The sequence below is a fragment of the Microbacterium sp. 8M genome (assembly GCF_902506375.1).
Classification (GTDB): Bacteria; Actinomycetota; Actinomycetes; order Actinomycetales; family Microbacteriaceae; genus Microbacterium.
The window spans coordinates 1007353-1026992 of record NZ_LR733284.1 but is presented as its reverse complement, the minus strand read 5'-3'; the positions used below and the strand labels follow the sequence as shown (position 1 = coordinate 1026992).

The window sequence follows — 19640 nt, the reverse complement described above, 5'->3', positions numbered from 1 at the left end:
GATCGCACCCCGGCCCTGACATGAATGACCGGCAGGACGAAGAGAAGACATGACTGACGAACAGCAGCCCGACGCCGAGCACAACCACGGCAAGATCGACCAGGTCGACCTGCAGTCGGAGATGCAGCGGTCGTACCTCGACTACGCGATGGCGGTCATCGTCGGGCGTGCGCTGCCGGATGTGCGCGACGGCCTCAAGCCCGTGCACCGCCGGGTGATCTACGGCATGTACGACGGCGGCTTCCGCCCCGACAAGTCGTTCTCCAAGTGTGCCCGCGTGGTCGGCGAGGTCATGGGTCAGTACCACCCGCACGGCGACTCGGCGATCTACGACACCCTCGTCCGCCTGGTGCAACCGTGGTCGCTGCGCTACCCGCTCGCACTGGGTCAGGGCAACTTCGGCTCCCCCGGCAACATGGGCGCCGCGGCCCCGCGGTACACCGAGACGAAGATGGCCCCGCTCGCGCTGGAGATGGTGCGCGACATCGAAGAGGAGACCGTCGACTTCTCGCCGAACTACGACGGCCAGACCGAGGAACCCGACGTTCTGCCGTCGCGCTTCCCGAACCTGCTCGTCAACGGCTCGATCGGCATCGCCGTCGGCATGGCCACGAACATCCCGCCGCACAACCTGCGCGAGGTCGCGGACGCCGCGCTGTGGGCGCTGGAGAACCCGGGGCTCCCCCGCGAGGAGCTGCTCGACGGGCTCATCCAGCGCATCCCCGGTCCCGACTTCCCCACCGGCGCCCAGATCCTCGGGACCAAGGGGATCCACGAGGCCTACCGCACCGGACGCGGATCCATCACGATGCGCGCGGTGGTCGGCGTCGAGGAGATCCAGGGCCGCACGTGCCTGGTGATCACCGAGCTGCCGTACCAGGTGAACCCCGACAACCTCGCGGTGAAGATCGGCGACCTGGCCCGCGAGGGCAAGATCACCGGGATCGCCGACATCCGCGACGAGTCCAGCGACCGCACCGGGCAGCGCCTGGTGATCGTGCTCAAGCGCGACGCCGTGGCCAAGGTCGTGCTGAACAACCTGTACAAGCACACGCAGCTGCAGGACAACTTCGGCGCGAACATGCTGGCGATCGTCGACGGCGTGCCCCGCACCCTCGCGCTCGACGGCTTCATCACGCACTGGCTCGACCACCAGATCGACGTCATCGTGCGCCGCACGAAGTTCCGCCTGGCCAAGGCCGAGGCGCGCATGCACATCCTGCGCGGCTACCTCAAGGCGCTCGACGCGCTCGACGAGGTCATCGCCCTGATCCGCCGTTCGCCCACCGTGCAGGAGGCGAACGAGGGCCTGCAGAAGCTCCTCGACATCGACGAGGTCCAGGCCGACGCCATCCTGCAGATGCAGCTGCGCCGGCTCGCCGCCCTGGAGCGCCAGAAGATCATCGACGAGGCCACCGAGCTCGAGGCCCAGATCATCGAGTACAACGCGATCATCGCGGACCCGGCCCGCCAGCGCGCGATCATCCGCGAGGAGCTCACCGCGATCGTGGAGCGCTTCGGCGACGAGCGCCGCACGCACATCCTGCACGGCTTCGACGGCGACGTGTCGATGGAAGACCTCATCGCCGAGGAGGAGATGGTCGTCACGGTCACCCGTGAGGGCTACATCAAGCGCACCCGCAGCGACAACTACCGCTCGCAGCACCGCGGCGGCAAGGGCGTGAAGGGCGCGCAGCTGCGCGCCGACGACCTCGTCGAGCACTTCTTCGTGACGACCACGCACCACTGGCTGCTGTTCTTCACCGACAAGGGCCGCGTCTACCGCACCAAGGCGTACGAGATCCCCGAGGCCGGCCGCGACGCGAAGGGCCAGCACGTGGCGAACCTCCTCGCGCTGCAGCCGGAGGAGAAGATCGCGCAGATCCTCGACATCCGCGACTACGACGCGGCGCAGTACCTGGTGCTCGCCACCCGCGGTGGCCTGGTGAAGAAGAGCCGTCTCGGCGACTACGACACCAACCGCCAGGGCGGCGTCATCGCGATCCGCCTGCGCGAGGACGACGAGCTGGTCAGTGCGTTCCTCGCCGACGCCACCGACGACATCCTGCTCATCAGCCGGCACGGCATGTCGGTGCGGTTCCACGCCACCGACGAGGCGCTGCGGCCGATGGGCCGGGCGACCGAGGGCGTCAAGGGCATGCGGTTCAACGGTGACGACAGCCTGCTGTCCGCGTCCCTGGTCACCGAGGGCGGGTTCGTGTTCGTCGTCACCGACGGCGGCTACGCCAAGCGCACCTCGGTCGACGAGTATCGGGTGCAGGGCCGTGGCGGACAGGGCATCAAGGTCGCGAAACTGAACGACGACCGGGGCATTCTGGCGGGGGGTCTGATCGTCCAGGAGGACGATGAGGTCCTTGTGGTTCTTGCCAGCGGCAAGGTGGTACGCTCTGCCGTGGCCGAGGTGCCGGCGAAGGGTCGCAACACCATGGGCGTGGTTTTCGCCCGGACGGACGAGGACGATCGGATCCTTGCGATCGCCCGGAACACCGAGCGAGGCCTGGCCGACAGCGATGAGTCCGAGGACTCCGGTGCCGCCCCCGAGACCGAAACCCCCGAAGCCCCCGAAGGAACTGACGCATGAGCACGGTAGCCGACAAGCTCGCGAAGAAGTCGTCCCGGAAGACCTCCAGCAAGCAGGTGCGTCTGCGCCTGGTCTACATCGACTTCTGGTCGGCTGTGAAGCTGTCGTTCCTGGGCGCGATCGCGATCGCGATCGTCACGCTCGTGTCGTTCCTGCTGATCTACCTGGTGGTGGATGCGACCGGGCTGATGGGCAAGGCCGACGAGTTCGTCGCGGGCATCGCCGACGGCGCCAAGCTGAGCGCGGTGATCGGCCTGCCTCAGGTGCTCGCCTTCGGATCCGTCTGCGCGATCCTGAACCTCATCGTCTTCACCGTGATGGGTGCGGTCATCGCCGGCATCTACAACTTCGCCGTGAAGATCACCGGCGGGCTGCTGGTCGGGTTCACCTCGAACTGACCCTGTCGCGGAGGTCCGGTCCCTGAGCTCGTCGAAGGGCCCGGACCTCCGTCGTTCCCGGCGGGCGTCAGGCCGGCGGATGGATCACCCTCACACCACGCCGGTGGTGCCGAGCAGCGTGCCGATGAGCCACGTCGCGGCGAGGGCGAGCGCCCCGCCGATGACCAGCCGGATCGACGAGCGCACCGGGCTCGAGCCGCCGATCCGCGCCGCGAGGGCCCCGGTCGCGGCAAGCGCGACGAGCACCGCCGCGAACGTCACCGGCACGCGCCACGCCGGCGGCGGCAGCAGGATCGCCAGCAGCGGCAGGATCGCTCCGGCCGTGAACGCGATCGCCGAGGAGAGCGCGGCGTGCCAGGGGTTGACGAGGTCGTCCTGATCGATGCCCAGCTCGACCTCGAGGTGCGCGGCGAGGGCGTCGTGGGCGGTGAGCTCGACGGCGACCTGATGCGCCGTCTGCTCGCTCAGCCCGCGCTGCCGGTAGAGCTCGGTCAGCTCGGCGAGCTCCTGCTCGGGCATCGTGCGCAGCTCCTCCCGCTCCTTCGCGATGAGGGCGTGCTCGCTGTCGCGCTGGCTGCTGACCGAGACGTACTCGCCGAGCGCCATCGAGATCGCGCCACCGATGAGGCCGGCGAGACCGGCGATCAGCAGGGCGGCGTTGTCCGTCGTCGCGCCGGCGACGCCCACCACGAGGGACGCGACCGAGACGATGCCGTCGTTCGCGCCGAGCACCCCGGCGCGCAGCCAGTTCAGGCGCTGCCCCAGTCCGGTGCCGTGCGGCTCGTCGGTGTGCGTCTGGCTCACCACGGTCTCCTCTCGATCGCCCTGTGCATGCATGGATCCAAGTAAGCACGTGCGCGCGCCCGCGTCCATCGAGGGTAGGCATGCATAACCGGCCGGGCCCCGGACGAATGCGGTGACATCCGGTCGCTGAGATCGTCGAAGGGCCGGGATCCCGGGGGGCGGACGCTTCGACGGGCTCAGCGGCCGGTTCCGCTTACGGAAAACCCGAACCGGTTCCTCCGGATGCCTCCGTTCCACGCCCGCAGGCGCGCCCGTAGCGTGGAGCCATGCTTGCACTGAGCGAACGGAGAGAGTCGAAGTGACTACCGCACCGTCCTACGCCCCGCCCCCGGTGACCCCCGCCGGTCCGACCCCGGCGTCCGTCGCGCGCACCCCGCTGCGCCTGTCCCTCACGATCCTGGAGCTCGCCGCCCTCGGCGTCGTCGGCTCCGGAGTGGTCGGGATCCTCGGCGGCGCCCTCGGCATCGGGTTCGGGCTGAGCATCTTCGGCGTCGGCCTGGTCGTGCTGGTCGGTCTCGTGTACGCCCTGTTCGGCCTCGGCTGGTTCGAGATCGCCCGCCTGAACGGGCTGTACGGGTTCGACCTGCCGGCGCTGCGCTGGCGGCCCCGGGAGCGTACGGGATTCGGCGGCTGGCTGCTGTCGCTCTGGCGGCAGGCCTACAACGGCCGGATGTGGCGGGCGCTGGCGAACTTCGCCATCGCGTGCGTTCTGGGATCCCTCGTCCTGCGCCTCATGACCTGGTTCGGCTGGTCGGCCGTGACGGCGTTCGCGCCCGTGTTCACCGGCGGCGACGTCGACACCGGCTGGGGCACGCGGTACCCGAGTGCTTGGGCGCCGCTCATCGGCGGCGCCGGTGCGATCGCGGCGGTCGCCGGAATGATCGGCCTGGCGCTGCTGCACCGCGTGATCTCCCGCGGGATCGTGGCGACCCCGGACCGCAACCTCGACCTCAGCGAGCAGGTGCGCACCACCACCGCGCAGCGAGCCGGCGCCGTGCGCGCCGCCGATGTGGAGCGCACCCGGATCGAACGCGATCTGCACGACGGCGTTCAGCCGCGGCTGGTTTCGGTGGGGATGACCCTCGGCATGGCCCAGCAGAAGATCGACACGGATCCGGAGGCGGCGAAGGCGCTCATCGCCGAGGCGCACACCTCGACGAAGGCGGCGATCACCGAGCTGCGTCAACTCGCTCGCGGGATCCACGCGTCGGTGCTCGACGACCGCGGACTCGACGCCGCCCTCTCGGCGCTGGCCGGCCGGTCGCCGGTGCCCGTCGTCCTCGACGTGCGGCTCGACGGCCGCTGCTCCCGCGACGCCGAAGCGGCCGTGTACTTCGCCATCGCGGAGTCGCTGACGAACGCGGCCAAGCACTCCCGCGCGAGCGAGTGCCGCGTGGTCGTGCGGGTGCGAGACGGCGGCACGCTGTGGGCGCGCGTGGAGGACAACGGCGTGGGCGGCGCGACCGTCGTGCCCGGTGGCGGCCTCGACGGCATCGGCAACCGCGTGCTCGCTGCGGGCGGCACCATCCGCCTGGACAGCCCGTCGGGCGGTCCGACCAGCCTGGAGGTGAGCGTCCCGTGCGCATCGTGATCGTCACACTCGTCCACGACCGCCGTGGGACCGCCCAGAAGGAGGAACGCTCGTGAAGATCCTGATCGTCGAGGACTCCGTGCTGCTGCGCGAGGGGCTCGTCCGCCTCCTCGAGGACGCGGGCCACACCGTGGTCGCCGCGCTCCCTGACGCCACCGCGCTCGACGAGACCGTCGACGACACCGACCCCGAGCTCTGCATCCTCGACGTGCGCCTGCCACCCACGTTCGTGGACGAGGGGATCCGCGCCGCGCTGTCCCTGCGCCGGCGCCTCCCCCAGCTTCCGCTGCTCGTGCTCTCGCAGTACGTCGAGGAGCGGTACGCATCGGACCTCATCGTGGCGCAGGGCTCCGCGGGGCCGCTCGGCTACCTGCTCAAGGACCGGGTCGCCGACGTGACCGAGTTCATCGAATCGGTCGAGCGCATCGCGTCCGGATCCACGGTGCTGGATCCCGAGGTCGTCGCGCAACTGCTCACCCGGCGCAACCAGGACGACCGGATGCGCAGCCTCACCGAGCGCGAGCGCACCGTGCTCGCCATGATCGCCGAGGGCCGGTCGAACCAGGCGATCGCCGGGACGCTGTTCCTCTCCGAGGCCAGCGTCGAGAAGCACATCACCGCCATCTTCCAGAAGCTCGGGCTCGAACCCGACGAGTCCGGCAACCGCCGGGTGCTCGCCGCGATCGCCCACATCTCCAGCACCGGCCTGGGCGCAGGCCCGGCCGGGCACGCACAGACGGGAACGAACCGATGACGAACCTCACTCCTCCTGCCCCCGGACAGGATCCGCTCGGCGCGGTGCCGCCGGACCACGACGCACCTCCGGCGACGCCGCAGACCCCGGTCGCGCCGTCGGCGGCCGCGGCGCCTCCCGCTCGCGGCGCTCTCACCGCCATCACGATCGCCGCGGCGATCATCGGCGGCGGCGCGCTCGTCACCGTCGGCGGCACCTCGGCCTTCGCTGCGATGAACCAGGTCGCGGCGGGCGACGGCGCGGTGTTCCGCAGCAGCACCGCCGACGCGGACGGGGTCACCACCCTGAAGGTCGACGTCGGCCGGGGCGACGCCACGATCCGCTTCGGCGATGTGACGGAGGCGCAGATGAGCGTCAGCGGTCAGGGCGGAGGGGACTGGACCTTGCGCCGCGTGGGCGACGTGCTCCGCGTCGACCGGCCTGGGGCTCCCTTCGGCTGGTGGATCGGCGGCTGGTTCGGGGCGGATCCGCAGATGACGCTCACCCTCCCCCGCGAGCTGGAAGGGGAGCTCACGGGCGACCTGTCGCTCGACGCCGGATCCCTGACCTCCGAGGGGCGCTTCGACACGCTCTCGGCGACGGTGAGTGCGGGATCGCTGACGGTCGACGGCGGCGCCGACTCGGTCACCACGCGGATCAGCGCGGGCTCCGCCACACTGCGCCTGGAGGATGTGACCACGGCGAACCTGTCGATGTCGGCCGGTGACATGAACGCCGTCCTCACCGGATCCCAGCCCGACCTCGTGCGGCTCGACGTCAGCGCCGGGGCCATGGACGTCACGGTGCCGTCCGGACGGTACGACCTGTCCAAGGACACCTCCGCGGGGAACCTGGACGCGCGGATCCAGACGGACCCGTCGTCGTCGCACCGGGTGGAGTCTCACCTGTCCGCGGGCAGCATCACGATCCGCGAGGGGAGCTGAGCCGCCTCGATTTCGTGATCGCGCCGCCGTCGGGTAAAGTCTTGGAGGTTGATACGGGGCTATAGCTCAGGCGGTTAGAGCGCTTCACTGATAATGAAGAGGTCCCAGGTTCAAGTCCTGGTAGCCCCACCGACGAGATGAGCGGATCCGAGAAATCGGATCCGCTCATTCGGTCGAAACCCGCCGTATCAGGCACGGGGCCTTAGCTCAGTTGGTAGAGCGCCTGCTTTGCAAGCAGGATGTCAGGAGTTCGAATCTCCTAGGCTCCACAGTGTGAGGAGGGCCGGCGCGTGAGCGCGGGCCCTCCTTCGTCGTTTCCCGCCACGGGTCACACCAGGGCCTCCGCCAGTGCCGGCTGCGTGACGGCGACCGAGGTGCCCGCGGTCACGCGCGCCCAGGACTCCGCCAGGATCTCCACGGCGCGCTCGAGCTCCAGCGGCTCGGCGGTGAACGGGATCCGCAGGTGGCGCTCCTGACCACCGTCGACCGCGAAGCGCGGGCCCGCGCTCAGGTGCAGGCCGTGCTGTCCGGCGTCGATGACGAGTGCTGAGCTGAGCGGTGCGCCAAGGCCCACCCAGAGCGCCACGCCGCCGCGTACCTGCGGCACCGACCAGCCGGGCAGCGCCCGCTCGATCGCCGAGACGAGCGCGTCGCGCCCCGAGCGCAGCAGGGCGGAGCGCTGCGGCAGGATCTCGTCGAGCCGCTCGACCACGCGGGTGGCGATGGCCTGCTCCAGATCGGGCGTGCCGAGGTCGAACGAGGTGCGGGCGGCGCGGAGCCGCCGGATCATGTCCTCGGTGGCGCGGATCCACCCGACGCGCAGACCTCCCCACACCGACTTGCCCAGCGACCCCACCCGGATCGCCGACGGATGTCCGGCGAACAGACCGTCGCGCGGCGGCGCGTCGATGCCGAGGTCGGCCGTCGTCTCGTCGATCACCAGCACGGATCCGGCATCGTGCGCCGCGCGTCCGATCACAGCGCGCTCCGTCTCGGTCATGGAACGGCCCGTCGGGTTCTGGAACTCGGGCATCAGATAGGCCAGGATCGGCCGGGTCCGGCCGAACGCCTGCACGGCGCGATCGAGGTCCCAGCCGTCGGCGACGTCGACCGGCACGCTCACGAGCCGCGCGCCGGTGCGCCGAAAGGTCTCGGCGGCGTGGGGGTAGGTGGGCGTCTCGATGAGCACACGGTCCGCCCTGCGGATGAGAGTGCCCGCGAGCAGGTTGATCGCGTGCTGCGCGCCGTTGGTCACCATGATCTGCTCCGGCGTCGTGCGGATGCCCTGCCGGGTGTACCGCTCCGCGATGGCCGCTCGCAGCTCCGCGTGCCCGAGGATGTCGTAGCCGGAGCGGGAGGCGAGGGCGGTCGCCGCGGCCGCGACCTCCGCCACCACTCCGGGCAGTCCCGGCCAGGCGGGCGGGCTGGCCTGCTGCAGGTCGATGCCGTCGCGGTCGAACCAGCGCGACGCCGTGGTGCGCCCCAGCGGACGGGTCACGCTGCCGGATCCCTGTCGGCTGACGATGTGCCCGGTGCTGCGCAGTGCGCGGTACGCGGCGGCGACCGTGGTGCGGCTCACGCCCAGCGCCGCGGCGAGCTCGCGCTCTGCGGGCAGCGCCGTCTCAGGGGCGATGCGGTTGTCGAGGCAGAGCAGGCGGATGGCGTCGGCGAGGGCGTCGAAGGCCGGTTCGCTGGTGCGCCACAGACCGAGCAGCTCGACCAGGGCGCGCGCGGAGAGACGGGAGTCCATGAGGCCAGCTTAGGCGGATTGGACTGATCAGAACAGTCCAGTTGTGCGGGAACATGGACGCATGACACGAAGGGTGCTGCAGCTGCTGATCGGACTCGTGCTCTACGGAGTGGGCGACGGGCTCATGATCACGGCCGGTCTGGGCGTCGACCCGTGGACGGTGTTCGCCCAGGGGGTCGCCCGGCACACGGGCATCGGCGTGGGCTGGATCACGAACATCGTTGGCCTGCTGGTGCTGCTGCTGTGGATCCCGCTGCGCCAGAAGCCTGGGATCGGGACGCTGCTGAACGTGCTCCTCGTCGGCACCGCGATCCAGGCGACCGTCACCGTGGTCCCGCCGGCGCACGGGCTCTTCGCGCAGGTGCTCGTGCTCCTCGCGGGCGTGGTCGTCGTCGCGATCGCGAGCGGTCTGTACATCGGCGCTCACTTCGGCCCCGGGCCGCGGGACGGTCTGATGACGGGAATGCACGCACGCCTGGGCTGGCCGATCTGGGTCTCCCGCTTGAGCGTGGAGCTGACCGTGCTCGTGATCGGCTGGCTGCTGGGCGGCACGGTCGGTCTCGGCACCGTGGTGTTCGCGCTCGGGATCGGTCCGCTGGTGCACATCGCCCTGCCGTTGTTCGACACGCGCCGCGCGCGCCGCAGGGAGACATCGGCGCCGGAGCGGCGGATGAGGGCTGCGCGACCCGGTGCGGGCACGTTGGTCCCCCGTCCGATCCTGCAGCGCGGCGGCCTCGCGACATACGACGACGAGCGCGCCCGCAACGACCTGCGCGCCGCCCGCGACCGCAGCGATTGGTGAGCCCAGCGATACGGGTGAGCGGCCATCGCGACGGATGAGCGCTCGCACAGGTGGAGCCTGCATGATGGACGCATGGCGGCGAGACGTGGAACCAGGGCGTTCGCTGCTGCCGCCGTCCTGCTCGCGGCCGCATTCGTGGGGACGTATTGGTTCTTCGTGCGCACCTACGTCGGCCAGATCGTGGACGAGCGCGCGTTCGTCGGCGCCTCTGCGCAGCACGACGCCGTCTACCGTCTTGCCGGAGTGGTGCTGGGCAACGTGCCCGTCGTCGCGGTCGGCGGCGGGATCCTGATCTCGCTCGGCATCGGCCTGGCCACACGACGCTTCCGGCACCTGCTCGTGGCGCTCGGCGTCGGCGTCGTCGCGGTGATCGCGGCGGAGCTCGCCAAGCACGTGTTCCTGGAGCGCGCCGAGACCGGCGCGACCGACCTGTTCGACAACTCATTCCCATCCGGGCATGCAACTGTCGCCGCAGCCGCTGCGTTCGCTGTCTTCGTCGTGTGCCCACCGCGCTGGCGGCCGCTCGCTGCCGTCATCGGCGGAGCGTTCGCCGTGCTGACGGGCGTCGGCCTCGTGATCCAGCAGTGGCACCGCCCGAGCGACGTCGTCGCGGCATTCATGCTCGTCGCGGTATGCGGTTGCCTCGGAGGGATGGCGCTGGTGTGGTGGCGGGTGCCGGAGGCGGTTCCCCCGGCCCGCTCGCTGCCGGGGCTGTGGTGGCTGGCGGGCGCGAGCGCGCTTGCGTCGGGGATCGCGTTCGTCATCATCTTCATCACCGTCGAGAACCACGGCAGCCATCTGCAGATCGCTTACGCGGGTGGCAGCGCTGCGATCCTCGCCGTGGGCAGCGCGTTGGCGACCGCGGGGAATTCCCTCTTCCGGCGGATTTCCTGACGCGCGCTCTCGCCACTGCGTGAGGTCGATCGGCGCACGGCTGCAGGGGGCACCGAAATATCGGATGCGGCAATTCTCGGATGGGCAGACGCTTTCCGGGCGCTGACAAGAAAACAGCCGGTGAACAGCGGGTATACCGGAGCACGCCCTTCGCGGCTGCGGCGGGACGGGATCATTTCCGCATTCACCGAGTAATCCACATGTGGATGAACCTGTTAATAGATTCGGGCGTCTCCGGGATTGTCATTCCTGGGCTGCCGAAGAGCTCCGAATCGTGCCCGTGATGGGATCCGATCACGGTCGCTCCGCGCCGTCGCCGGTTTGCGCGGACACCCGGGCACGGGTCCATACTCGTCGTCATGCCTTCCACGCTCTCCCTCGATGGACTGCGCTTCGCCATGGTCTCCTCGACCGCGAGCGCCGTCGATGCCGACGCACCCACGACCTTCGACTACCACCAGGACGGCAGCCTCATCTGGGGCGAGTACACCGGCGACACCGTGACCGCCGGCCGCTTCGTGGGCGAGGTCGCCGGCGCGGAAGTGCGGGTGTCGTTCGCCCATGCGCTGGCGAGCGATGGCAGCGTCGTGCGCGGCGATGCGGTCAGCCGCGCAGAGCGCGCCGAGGACGGACGGATCCGGCTCGTCGAGGACTTCGCCGTCGACGGCGTCGACCACGTCAGCGTCTGCCTGCAGGTCTGAGCGTCCGGCGCTGAGCGGGCGGCGTCCTTCGTCTCGCCTTCGGCTCGCTCAGGAACCGGTGGCGTTGCGCTCGCTCGGGAACCGGTGGCGCTGCGCTCGCTCGGGAACCGGTGGCGCTGCGCTGGGAACCGGTGCAGGGTGTCGGTCAGATCCGGGTGCTGCGACTGCCGTCGGTGCGGGTGAACCGCATCAGGCCGCTGTCCACCCCGATCGCGGCGCGCTCCGGGATCTCGTCCGGCAGCACGAACGGGCGGCGGAACACCTCGCCCATCACGATCGCGGTCTCGACCTTGGTGACCTCCGGGCGGTCCGCGATCGTCCCGATCACGAGCGACTGCATGCGCTCCATGTCCACGCTGCGCACGATCAGCATCACGTCGTGCTCGCCGGTCATGACCATCGCCGACTCGACGTCCGGCATGTCGCCGATCGCCTGCAGGAACGACGTCCATGACTGCGGCTGGATCGTGCAGAACACGAGCGCGCTCACGCCGAGGCCCAGCCGGGTGGTGTCGACCTCCGCGGTGTACCCCGTGATGATGCCGGCGCGGGTCAGGGACTCGACGCGCGAGTAGGCACTGGCCCGGGAGATGCCGACCTCCTGGGCGAGCGCCGCGATCGAGATCCGTCCGTTGCGACGCAGCGCACGGAGGATGTCGTACGCGATTTCGTCGATCGCAGGCGCGGATCGTCCAGACGCGGCGGGCTGATCTTCGGTCATGCTGGACATATTGCCGTAGTGATGCAAGCGTGACAATGGATTGCTCGAAATCGCGGCGAACTGTCGGATATAGTGCCGGGAAACCCGATCCGGTCGTCTGACCTGTCCATTTTTCAATGAGGAGGAAAGCCGTGGCCCGTTCCTACCGCCACGTCGCCGCAGCGCTCATCGCCGCGGCCGCCATCGCGCTCGCCGGCTGCTCCGGCGGCAACTCCGCGAGCAACAACTCGAGCGGATCCTCCTCGGGCGGCACGCTCGTGGTCGACACCGCGTTCTCCCTCGAGACGGGCGACCCCGGTCGCAACTACGTGCCGACGGGCAACCTCGTCCTGCACGCGGTCTACGACACCCTGCTCACCTTCCAGGGCGCCGACTCGAGCACTCCGAAGCCCGACCTCGCCACGATGAAGCAGAACGCGGACGCGACCGAGTTCACGTTCACGATCCAAGACGGCCGGAAGTTCTCGGACGGCACCCCGGTGACCGCCGATGACGTCGTCTTCTCCCTCGACCGCGTCGCCGGCATCACCGACTCCAAGGCGAACTTCCTGATGGCGGGGATCACCGTCGCCAAGGTCGACGACAAGACGGTGAAGCTGACGACCAAGACGCCGTCGCTGCAGCTGCCCGCGATCGTGACCAACCCGTCGCTCGCGATCCTGAACTCCAAGGTCGTGAAGAAGAACGGCGGCACCACCGACGACAAGGACGGCGCGAAGAGCTGGCTCGACGCCCACTCCGCCGGGTCCGGCCCGTACACGCTGCAGTCCCTCGACCTCACCACGCAGGCGGTTCTCGTGAAGAACGACAAGTACGACGGCGAGGACAAGCCCGCCTACGACAAGATCGTGGTGCGCAACATCTCCCAGTCCTCGACGCAGCTGACCAACCTCAAGGGCGGCGACTCGAACGTGGCGGTCGACCTCTCCGGCGACCAGGTGAAGAACCTCGGCGACGGTTTCACCGTGAACTCCGCGCCCTCGGCCCAGACGCTCTTCCTGCTCATCAACCAGGACAAGAACGTGGGCGGCGTCACCGCCAACCCGAAGTTCGCCGAGGCGGTGCGCTACGCCCTCGACTACGACAAGCTGCTCGAGCTCGCCGGATCCGGATCCGTGCAGGCCACCGGCGTCATCCCGCCGATGTTCCCCGGGGCGAACAAGTCCGGCGTGAAGCAGGACCTGGACAAGGCCAAGGCGGCGCTCGCCGCTTCTGGCTACACCGGCCAGGAGGTCAAGCTGCAGTTCCCCAACGACAACCCGGTCGGCGGCGTGGAGTTCACCCCGGTCGCCGAGCGCGTGCAGGAGCAGCTGAAGGCCGTCGGCATCAACGCCACCCTGGCCCCGGCTCCGTTCGCGACCGAGGTGCAGCCCTACGTCAAGGCGCAGGAGGCGTTCTCGCTCTGGTACTGGGGCCCCGACTACGCCGACTCGTCCTCGTTCCTGCCGTTCGGTCCGGGCCAGAAGGTCGGCCTGCGCGCCGGCTGGCCCGCCGAGGCGGACACCGCGATCGCGGATCTGGTGACCAAGGCGCAGAACGCCACGACGGTCGACGCCCGCAACTCCGCGTTCAGCGACTACGCCAAGGCGATGCAGGAGTCCGGTCCGTTCGTGCCGCTGATCGTGCCCGGCATCAACCTCGCCAGCTCCACCAAGGTGGCCGGTCTCGAATACAACGTGACCTGGACGCTGGACCTGCGGACGCTGCACCCCGCCAAGTGAGCCCTGCGGGGCCGGACCCGCATCGGTCCGGCCCCGCAGTACCACCCCGCAGCACCCCCCGCCACCGCCTCGCAGACCTGGAAGCCTGACCTTGTCCGAGACCCAAGCCATCGCCACCCGCAGGACGCGGCAGTCGCAGCACACCCTGCTGCGCTTCCTCGCCCGCCGCGCCGTGACGAGCGTGATCCTGCTGTTCGGCATCGTCCTGGTGACGTTCTCCCTGACCGTGATCGTGCCGGGCGACCCCGTGCGTGCCGCCCTCGGCGAGGGCGCCGCGTCGAACCCCGCGACCGTGGCCGCGTTCCGGCAGAAGTTCGGACTGGACCAGCCCGTCTGGATCCGGTTCTGCATCTATGTCGGCAACCTGCTGCGCGGAGACCTCGGCACGTCGCTGAAGACGGGGCAGCCCGTGTCGGCCGATCTCGCCAAGGCCGTGCCGGCGACGGCGGAGATCGCCTTCTACGCCATCGTCGTCAGTCTCGCCGTCGCGATCGTGCTCGGCACGCTGGCCGCGTACCGGCGTGGCAAGGCCACCGACCAGGTGGTCCGTGTGGTGACCCTGATCGGCCTCAGCATCCCGACGTTCTGGATGGCGATCCTCACCTACCAGCTGTTCTTCATGAACCTGCACTGGGTGTCCGGATCCGGCCGGATCTCGCCGGCGATCACCCCGCCGCCGCGGATCACCGGCTTCTACACGATCGACTACATCCTGAACGGTGATTCCGTCGGCTTCTTCGACGCCGCCGGCCACCTCGCCCTGCCGGTGCTCGTGCTGAGCCTGTTCACGATCGCGACCCTCACCCGGTTCGTGCGCACGAGCGTGCTCGAGGTGCTGGACATGGACTACGCCCGCGCGGCCCGTGCCAAGGGGCTGAGCGGCCGGCGCGTCGTCATCGGCTACGTGCTGCGCGGTGCGGCGCTGCCCATCCTCACCCTGGTCGGCATCGCCTTCGGCAGCCTGCTCTCGGGCACCGTGCTCGTCGAGGCCGTCTTCGCCTGGCCGGGGCTGGGCACCTACGCCTACAACGCGTCGAAGAACCTCGACCTGCTCGCCGTCACCGGCGTCGGTCTCGTCGTGGGCGTGATCTACCTCGTCATCAACCTCGTCGTCGACGTGCTCTACGGCGTCCTGGACCCGCGAGTGAGGCTGTCGTGAACCTCGTCGTCCCCGAGATCGTCGCCCCGAAGCGGCGCAAGCCCTGGCTGCCGCGCGCCTGGCGCACGCCGCTCGCCCTCGTCGGCACCGTGATCGCGCTCGCCTGGATCGTCGTCGCGATCCTCGCGCCGTGGATCGCCCCGTACGACCCCCTCGCGCAGGACCTCCCGCGCCTGGCGGCGCCCAGTGGCGAGGCGATCATGGGCACCGATGTGAACGGCCGCGACCTGTTCTCCCGGCTGCTGCTGGGCGCTCAGACCACGATCCCGCTCGCGCTCCTGCTCGTGGTCTGCGCCATGATCGTCGGCACGGTCGTCGGAGCGGTCGCCGGCTACCTCGGCGGCTGGGTCGACGAGGTGCTCATGCGCATCACCGACATGGTGATGGCGTTCCCCACCGTGATCCTCGCCATGGTCATCGCGGCATCGCTCGGCCCGTCGATCCTGAACGCGGTGATCGCGGGCATCATCGTGGCCTGGCCGCCCTACGCCCGCATCACCCGATCGCTGGTGCTGGGTCTGCGCACGCAGAACTACGTGATCGCCGGCCGGCTGCTCGGATCCTCACCACTGCGCTCCCTCGTGCGCGACGTGCTGCCGAACATCGCCGGGCCCGTGCTCGTGCTCGCCTCGCTCGACATCGGCACCGCGATCCTGCTGCTCTCCGGTCTGTCGTTCCTGGGTCTCGGTGCGCAGCCGCCCACTCCGGAGTGGGGCACGATGATCGCGGCGGCGATGCAGAACCCCGCGGCCTGGTGGCTCGGCCTGTTCCCGGGGCTGGCGATCCTCAGCATCGTGATGGCCTTCAACTTCATCGGCGACTCGCTGCGCGACGCCCTCGACCCGCTCGCCGCGCGCGAGCGCGAGGCCGAGGCGCCCACCGCGGTGTCCGCCGCCGCCGCGACCGGGGAGGTGGCGCCATGACCACCGCACTGAGCGACCGGAGGGAGTCGAAGTGAGCACCGCACTCGCGATCCGCGACCTGCGCGTCGAACTCGGCCAGAGCAAGCGCAACCGCACCGAGGTCGTCAAAGGCATCTCGCTCGATCTGGTGCCGGGCCGGATCCAGGGTCTCGCCGGAGAGTCCGGATCCGGGAAGAGCATGACCGCGATGGCGATCCTGGGCCTGCTGCCCGCAGGCGGCACCGCATCCGGATCCATCCTCCTCGGCGATGACACCGAGCTCGTCGGCCTCGGGGCGAAGGCCTACCGGACCGTGCGGGGCCGCCGCGTCGGGATGGTGTTCCAGGATCCGTCCGCGAGCCTGCACCCGCAGATCACCGTCGGATCCCAGCTCGCCGACGGAATGCGAGCCCACCTCGGGCTCTCCCGCGCCGAGGCCCGCACGCGCGCGGCAGAGCTGCTCGCCCTGGTCCGGGTGCCGAACCCGGAGGAGGCGCTGCACAAGTATCCGCACCAGTTCTCCGGCGGGCAGCGGCAGCGCATCGCCATCGCGATCGCGCTGGCCTGCGAGCCCGAGGTGCTGCTCGCCGACGAGCCGACCACGGCGCTCGACGTGACCGTGCAGGCGGGCATCCTGCACCTGTTGCGCGACCTCGCCACCGAACGCGACCTCGCGGTGCTTCTCGTGACCCACGACCTCGGGGTGATGAGCGCGATCGCCGACGAGGTGGCCGTCATGCGCGGCGGGCTCATCGTCGAGTCCGGATCCCGTCAGCAGATCTTCCAGGATCCGCAGCATCCGTACACGCGCGAGCTCCTGGACGCCATGCCCGACGCGCAGGACTCGCTCGTCGACGGACCGGCTGCCGAGCGCAGCGACCCCGGCGCGGCTCCCCGGTCCCTGAGCGAGGAGCGCAGCGACGAGACGAAGGGCGCACCGTCCCCCGAAGCCTCCGAGGAGAACCGATGAGCGATCAGAAGCCGGTGCTGCACGTCGACTCCCTCGTCGTCGAGTACGGCGGACGCACGGCGTTCCGCGCCGTCGACGGCATCTCGTTCGACATCGCCGCCGGCGAGGTGCTCGCCCTGGTCGGCGAGAGCGGCTGCGGCAAGTCGTCGACCGCCCGCGCCGTGATCGGCATGGAGAAGCCCGCAGGCGGCACGGTGCTGTACCGCGATCGCCCCGTGCAGCCGCTCGGGCTGCGCACGCGGCCGAAGGAGCTCACCGCCATCCAGATGGTGTTCCAGGATCCGAACTCGTCGCTGAACCCGCGGATCCGCGTCGCGCAGCAGATCGCGGAGGGATCCCGGGCGGCACGCGCTCGCGGTGCCGACACCGAGGCTCCCTCGCACTGGCTGAAGGCCGTCGGCCTCTCCCCCGCGCTGGAGAACCGCTACCCGTACCAGCTCTCCGGGGGCCAGCGGCAGCGCGTCGCGATCGCCCGTGCGCTCGCCGCGAAGCCCGACCTCATCGTCGCCGACGAGCCGATCTCCGCGCTCGACGCCTCGGCGCAGGCGTCGGTCGCCGCGATGATGCGCGAGCTCTGCGTGGCCTCGGGCGCGGCGATGCTGTTCATCTCGCACGACCTGTCCGTGGTGCGGCTGATGGCCGACCGCGTCGCGGTGATGTACCGCGGTCGCATCGTGGAATCGGGCGCGACGCCGGTGGTGTGGGCGAACCCCGTGCACCCGTACACCGAGGCGCTGCTCGACGCGATCCCGCACCCCGACGGCGAGGGCGTGCTGCCCGCCGCCCCCGCGTCGGAGGCGCCGTCGTCGTGGCGGGCGGACATCCCCGAGGCGCTCGACCGGGTGCGCTGAGGAACGACACCGACTTCCCGGTGCGGGCCCGCCCCCTGCGCCCGCACCGGGAGACCCATGGCGGGGCGGCGTTCTCCGTGATGTGCCTGGAGGGGGCGTGCGGGTCGGGTCAGCCTCCGACGAAGCCTCGAGACCCGGTCGGAAAGCCCTCGGCCTGGCATGCCGCGGCCAGCGCCAGCGAGGCCTGGCCCCAGGCGACGCTCGTGGGATCCTGGGTCGTCGGATCGGCCTGCATCGGGGGTTGGATCGCCTGCAGCGCCGCCAGCGCCTTGGCGACCGGCCCGTCGCCGACGACAGGCGCGCGTCCTATGACGCGGAAGGCGAGGGAGTACCAGCCGGTTCGCTCCTGCGGACTGATCGCACCGCGATAGAAGGAGTAGTCGGTGTTGTGCAGGATGGTCAGCATGTCCGAGTAGGTGTCGCAGGCGACCTTGTCGGTCGCTGCAGGAGTGGCCGTCGGACTCGGGGCGGGAGACGTGGCTGTGACGGACGGCCGCGCAGAGGACTTTCCGTCCGTCGTGACGGTGCCCGCTGCGCAGCCCGAGACTCCCACGAGCGCGAGAGCGGCTCCTGCCGCGAGCAGAACGCGTGAAGGGATCCTGGTCCGCTCTGCCGTCATGTGCTCACCCTAAGGGGCATGAGGTGAAGACACCGCCATTGGTTCTGCCGGCCTCAACCGAGTGCTCGGCCCGTACGCGACGCAGGCCCCGTGGGCGGTTCCCTCAGGATCCCGCGGGGGTCAGCTCGTGCGGGGTGGTGTTGAGGTTCGTGCAGCCGTCGGCGGTCACGACGACGATGTCCTCGATGCGGGCGCCCCACTCGCCGGGGAAGTAGATCCCGGGTTCGATGCTGAACGCCATGCCTTCGCGCAGCGGCAGCGTGTTGCCGGGCGCGATGTACGGCTCCTCGTGCGTGGTCACGCCGATGCCGTGGCCGGTGCGGTGCAGGAACGCGTCGGCCAGGCCCTCGGCGGCGAGCACGTCGCGGGCCGCGGCGTCGACCTGCTCGGCGGTCACCCCGGGGCGCACCGCGTCGACCGCTGCCTGCTGGGCGCGCACGAGCACGGCGATCCGCCGGGCGATCTCGGGATTCGGCGCGCCGACCGCGTAGGTGCGCGTGCTGTCGGAGTTGTAGCCGCTCGGCACCGCGCCGCCGATGTCCACCACCACGACGTCGCCGTCCTGGATCACCCGGTCCGAGACCTCGTGGTGCGGATCCGCGCCGTTCGGACCGGAGGCGACGATCACGAACTCGACCGTGCGGTGCCCCTCCTCCAGGATCGCGGCGGCGATGTCGGCCGCGACCTCGCGCTCAGTGCGGCCCGCGCGCAGCAGCCCGGGCACCCGGCGGTGCACCGCGTCGATGGCGTCGCCGGCGCGGCGCAGCTCGGCGATCTCGGCCGCGTCCTTGATCATGCGGCTCTCGCGCAGCACGGGCGTCGCGAGCTCGGGCCGCGCCCCCAGGCGCTCCGTGAGCGGCACCACGTGCAGCGCCGGCAGGGCGTCGGCGACGCCGAAGCGCGCCACGGATCCGCCCATCGCCGCGGTGACCAGGGCGTACGGATCCTGGCCGTCCACCCAGCCGGCCACCGCGAGTCCGAGCGCGCCCACCGCGGTGTCGCGCACCTTGGCGAGCTCCATGCGCGGCACGACGACGGTCGGCTCGCCGCTCGCCGGGATCACGAGCGCCGTGAGCCGCTCGATGGTGTCGCCCTCGACGCCGGCGAGGTACGTCAGGTCGGGACCCGGTCCGACCACGATCGCGTCGAGGCCGGCTTCGGCGGTCAGCGCGCGAGCGCGGTCGAGGCGGGCGGCGTACACGGAGGCGGGGAACGGGGTGCTCACCCCTCCACGCTACGTGCCACCCGGTGCGGTACGCCAGGCTCGCGGAGGGACATATTCCGAGATCGAGATGAACCGCTGCCGCCGGTGCGGAGGAGGGATGATTCGTCTTCCCGGATGCCTGCCGACCGGATCTGCGGTGGACGATCCGCTCAGTGATCCGGACCCTTCGACGGGCTCAGGGACCGGACGGTCGGTCCGGTGATCCGGGGCCTTCGCGAGGCTCAGGGGCCGGACGGTCGGTCCGGTGATCCGG

At 70.4% G+C, this 19640-nt stretch carries 18 protein-coding genes and 2 tRNA genes; 15 read left to right on the top strand and 5 right to left on the bottom strand.

Going from position 1 to position 19640, the window contains the following annotated elements:
• The first annotated feature begins 49 nt into the window (after positions 1 to 49).
• Positions 50 to 2602: a DNA gyrase subunit A gene (gyrA, locus tag AERO9AM_RS04865; RefSeq protein WP_159575130.1), complete on the top strand. Its 2553-nt coding sequence runs from the start codon at positions 50 to 52 to the stop codon at positions 2600 to 2602.
• The gene (locus tag AERO9AM_RS04860) at positions 2599 to 3000 is read left to right on the top strand and encodes a DUF3566 domain-containing protein (protein WP_159575129.1); all 402 of its coding nucleotides are present in this window, start codon (positions 2599 to 2601) and stop codon (positions 2998 to 3000) included. The genes gyrA and AERO9AM_RS04860 overlap by 4 nt, the downstream gene beginning before the upstream one ends.
• Positions 3001 to 3090: 90 nt before the next feature.
• On the opposite strand, the gene AERO9AM_RS04855 is transcribed toward AERO9AM_RS04860, so the two are convergent.
• On the bottom strand, positions 3091 to 3837 hold the full coding sequence (locus tag AERO9AM_RS04855; RefSeq protein ID WP_159575128.1) for a VIT1/CCC1 transporter family protein: 747 nt from the start codon (positions 3835 to 3837) through the stop codon (positions 3091 to 3093).
• A gap of 265 nt (positions 3838 to 4102) precedes the next feature.
• Here AERO9AM_RS04855 and AERO9AM_RS04850 point away from each other — a divergent pair, with 265 nt between their 5' ends.
• From AERO9AM_RS04850 to AERO9AM_RS04830, 5 genes are all read left to right on the top strand, one after another.
• Positions 4103 to 5395: a sensor histidine kinase gene (locus tag AERO9AM_RS04850; RefSeq protein WP_159575127.1), complete on the top strand. Its 1293-nt coding sequence runs from the start codon at positions 4103 to 4105 to the stop codon at positions 5393 to 5395.
• 52 nt (positions 5396 to 5447) lie between these two features.
• Positions 5448 to 6149, top strand: coding sequence for a LuxR C-terminal-related transcriptional regulator (locus AERO9AM_RS04845; protein WP_159575126.1), 702 nt, complete (start codon positions 5448 to 5450; stop codon positions 6147 to 6149).
• Positions 6146 to 7072, top strand: a complete 927-nt coding sequence (locus AERO9AM_RS04840; protein WP_159575125.1) for a hypothetical protein — start codon at positions 6146 to 6148, stop codon at positions 7070 to 7072. Before AERO9AM_RS04845 ends, AERO9AM_RS04840 begins: the two co-directional genes overlap by 4 nt.
• A 55-nt stretch (positions 7073 to 7127) precedes the next feature.
• Positions 7128 to 7201: transfer RNA gene (locus tag AERO9AM_RS04835), tRNA-Ile, on the top strand.
• A 67-nt stretch (positions 7202 to 7268) separates the two neighbouring features.
• Positions 7269 to 7341, top strand: a tRNA-Ala gene (locus tag AERO9AM_RS04830).
• A 59-nt stretch (positions 7342 to 7400) separates the two neighbouring features.
• Here AERO9AM_RS04830 and yczR read toward each other — a convergent pair.
• Positions 7401 to 8822 carry a MocR-like transcription factor YczR gene (yczR, locus tag AERO9AM_RS04825; RefSeq protein ID WP_159575124.1) on the bottom strand — a complete coding sequence of 474 codons (1422 nt, stop codon included), beginning with the start codon at positions 8820 to 8822 and terminating at the stop codon, positions 7401 to 7403.
• A 61-nt stretch (positions 8823 to 8883) separates the two neighbouring features.
• Here yczR and yczE point away from each other — a divergent pair, with 61 nt between their 5' ends.
• From yczE to AERO9AM_RS04810, 3 genes are all read left to right on the top strand, one after another.
• Positions 8884 to 9624, top strand: coding sequence for a membrane protein YczE (yczE, locus tag AERO9AM_RS04820; protein ID WP_236602486.1), 741 nt, complete (start codon positions 8884 to 8886; stop codon positions 9622 to 9624).
• Between the two features lie 72 nt (positions 9625 to 9696).
• Positions 9697 to 10518 carry a phosphatase PAP2 family protein gene (locus AERO9AM_RS04815; RefSeq protein WP_159575123.1) on the top strand — a complete coding sequence of 274 codons (822 nt, stop codon included), beginning with the start codon at positions 9697 to 9699 and terminating at the stop codon, positions 10516 to 10518.
• Between the two features lie 359 nt (positions 10519 to 10877).
• Complete coding sequence (locus AERO9AM_RS04810) at positions 10878 to 11219, top strand: hypothetical protein (protein WP_236602485.1); 342 nt, start codon at positions 10878 to 10880, stop codon at positions 11217 to 11219.
• A gap of 145 nt (positions 11220 to 11364) precedes the next feature.
• On the opposite strand, the gene AERO9AM_RS04805 is transcribed toward AERO9AM_RS04810, so the two are convergent.
• Positions 11365 to 11940, bottom strand: a complete 576-nt coding sequence (locus AERO9AM_RS04805; RefSeq protein WP_236602484.1) for an Lrp/AsnC family transcriptional regulator — start codon at positions 11938 to 11940, stop codon at positions 11365 to 11367.
• Positions 11941 to 12071: 131 nt separating this feature from the next.
• Between AERO9AM_RS04805 and AERO9AM_RS04800 the strand changes: the two genes are divergently transcribed.
• The 5 genes from AERO9AM_RS04800 to AERO9AM_RS04780 all read left to right on the top strand — a co-directional run bounded on the left by AERO9AM_RS04800 (position 12072) and on the right by AERO9AM_RS04780 (position 17543).
• Positions 12072 to 13661, top strand: coding sequence for an ABC transporter substrate-binding protein (locus AERO9AM_RS04800; RefSeq protein WP_159575122.1), 1590 nt, complete (start codon positions 12072 to 12074; stop codon positions 13659 to 13661).
• Between the two features lie 91 nt (positions 13662 to 13752).
• Positions 13753 to 14820 carry an ABC transporter permease gene (locus AERO9AM_RS04795; protein WP_236602483.1) on the top strand — a complete coding sequence of 356 codons (1068 nt, stop codon included), beginning with the start codon at positions 13753 to 13755 and terminating at the stop codon, positions 14818 to 14820.
• Complete coding sequence (locus AERO9AM_RS04790; RefSeq protein WP_201298588.1) at positions 14817 to 15743, top strand: ABC transporter permease; 927 nt, start codon at positions 14817 to 14819, stop codon at positions 15741 to 15743. The genes AERO9AM_RS04795 and AERO9AM_RS04790 overlap by 4 nt, the downstream gene beginning before the upstream one ends.
• Before the next feature lie 31 nt (positions 15744 to 15774).
• Entirely contained in the window at positions 15775 to 16692 is a 918-nt protein-coding gene (locus AERO9AM_RS04785; protein ID WP_159575121.1) for an ABC transporter ATP-binding protein, read from the top strand.
• Positions 16689 to 17543 carry an ABC transporter ATP-binding protein gene (locus AERO9AM_RS04780; RefSeq protein ID WP_159575120.1) on the top strand — a complete coding sequence of 285 codons (855 nt, stop codon included), beginning with the start codon at positions 16689 to 16691 and terminating at the stop codon, positions 17541 to 17543. The genes AERO9AM_RS04785 and AERO9AM_RS04780 overlap by 4 nt, the downstream gene beginning before the upstream one ends.
• A 109-nt stretch (positions 17544 to 17652) precedes the next feature.
• Here AERO9AM_RS04780 and AERO9AM_RS04775 read toward each other — a convergent pair whose 3' ends face one another.
• Together AERO9AM_RS04775 and AERO9AM_RS04770 are read right to left on the bottom strand one after the other, a co-directional pair.
• The gene (locus AERO9AM_RS04775) at positions 17653 to 18162 is read right to left on the bottom strand and encodes a hypothetical protein (RefSeq protein WP_159575119.1); all 510 of its coding nucleotides are present in this window, start codon (positions 18160 to 18162) and stop codon (positions 17653 to 17655) included.
• 103 nt (positions 18163 to 18265) lie between these two features.
• Positions 18266 to 19387: a M24 family metallopeptidase gene (locus tag AERO9AM_RS04770; protein WP_159575118.1), complete on the bottom strand. Its 1122-nt coding sequence runs from the start codon at positions 19385 to 19387 to the stop codon at positions 18266 to 18268.
• Positions 19388 to 19640 lie beyond the last annotated feature (253 nt).

Bases quoted from the DNA above. Each gene is read 5' to 3' on its own strand.
- gyrA (WP_159575130.1), top strand. From the start codon at position 50: ATGACTGACGAACAGCAGCCCGACGCCGAGCACAACCACGGCAAGATC.
- AERO9AM_RS04860 (WP_159575129.1), top strand. From the start codon at position 2,599: ATGAGCACGGTAGCCGACAAGCTCGCGAAGAAGTCGTCCCGGAAGACC.
- AERO9AM_RS04855 (WP_159575128.1), bottom strand. From the start codon at position 3,837: ATGCATGCACAGGGCGATCGAGAGGAGACCGTGGTGAGCCAGACGCAC.
- AERO9AM_RS04840 (WP_159575125.1), top strand. From the start codon at position 6,146: ATGACGAACCTCACTCCTCCTGCCCCCGGACAGGATCCGCTCGGCGCG.
- yczR (WP_159575124.1), bottom strand. From the start codon at position 8,822: ATGGACTCCCGTCTCTCCGCGCGCGCCCTGGTCGAGCTGCTCGGTCTG.
- yczE (WP_236602486.1), top strand. From the start codon at position 8,884: ATGACACGAAGGGTGCTGCAGCTGCTGATCGGACTCGTGCTCTACGGA.
- AERO9AM_RS04815 (WP_159575123.1), top strand. From the start codon at position 9,697: ATGGCGGCGAGACGTGGAACCAGGGCGTTCGCTGCTGCCGCCGTCCTG.
- AERO9AM_RS04810 (WP_236602485.1), top strand. From the start codon at position 10,878: ATGCCTTCCACGCTCTCCCTCGATGGACTGCGCTTCGCCATGGTCTCC.
- AERO9AM_RS04805 (WP_236602484.1), bottom strand. From the start codon at position 11,940: ATGACCGAAGATCAGCCCGCCGCGTCTGGACGATCCGCGCCTGCGATC.
- AERO9AM_RS04780 (WP_159575120.1), top strand. From the start codon at position 16,689: ATGAGCGATCAGAAGCCGGTGCTGCACGTCGACTCCCTCGTCGTCGAG.
- AERO9AM_RS04775 (WP_159575119.1), bottom strand. From the start codon at position 18,162: ATGACGGCAGAGCGGACCAGGATCCCTTCACGCGTTCTGCTCGCGGCA.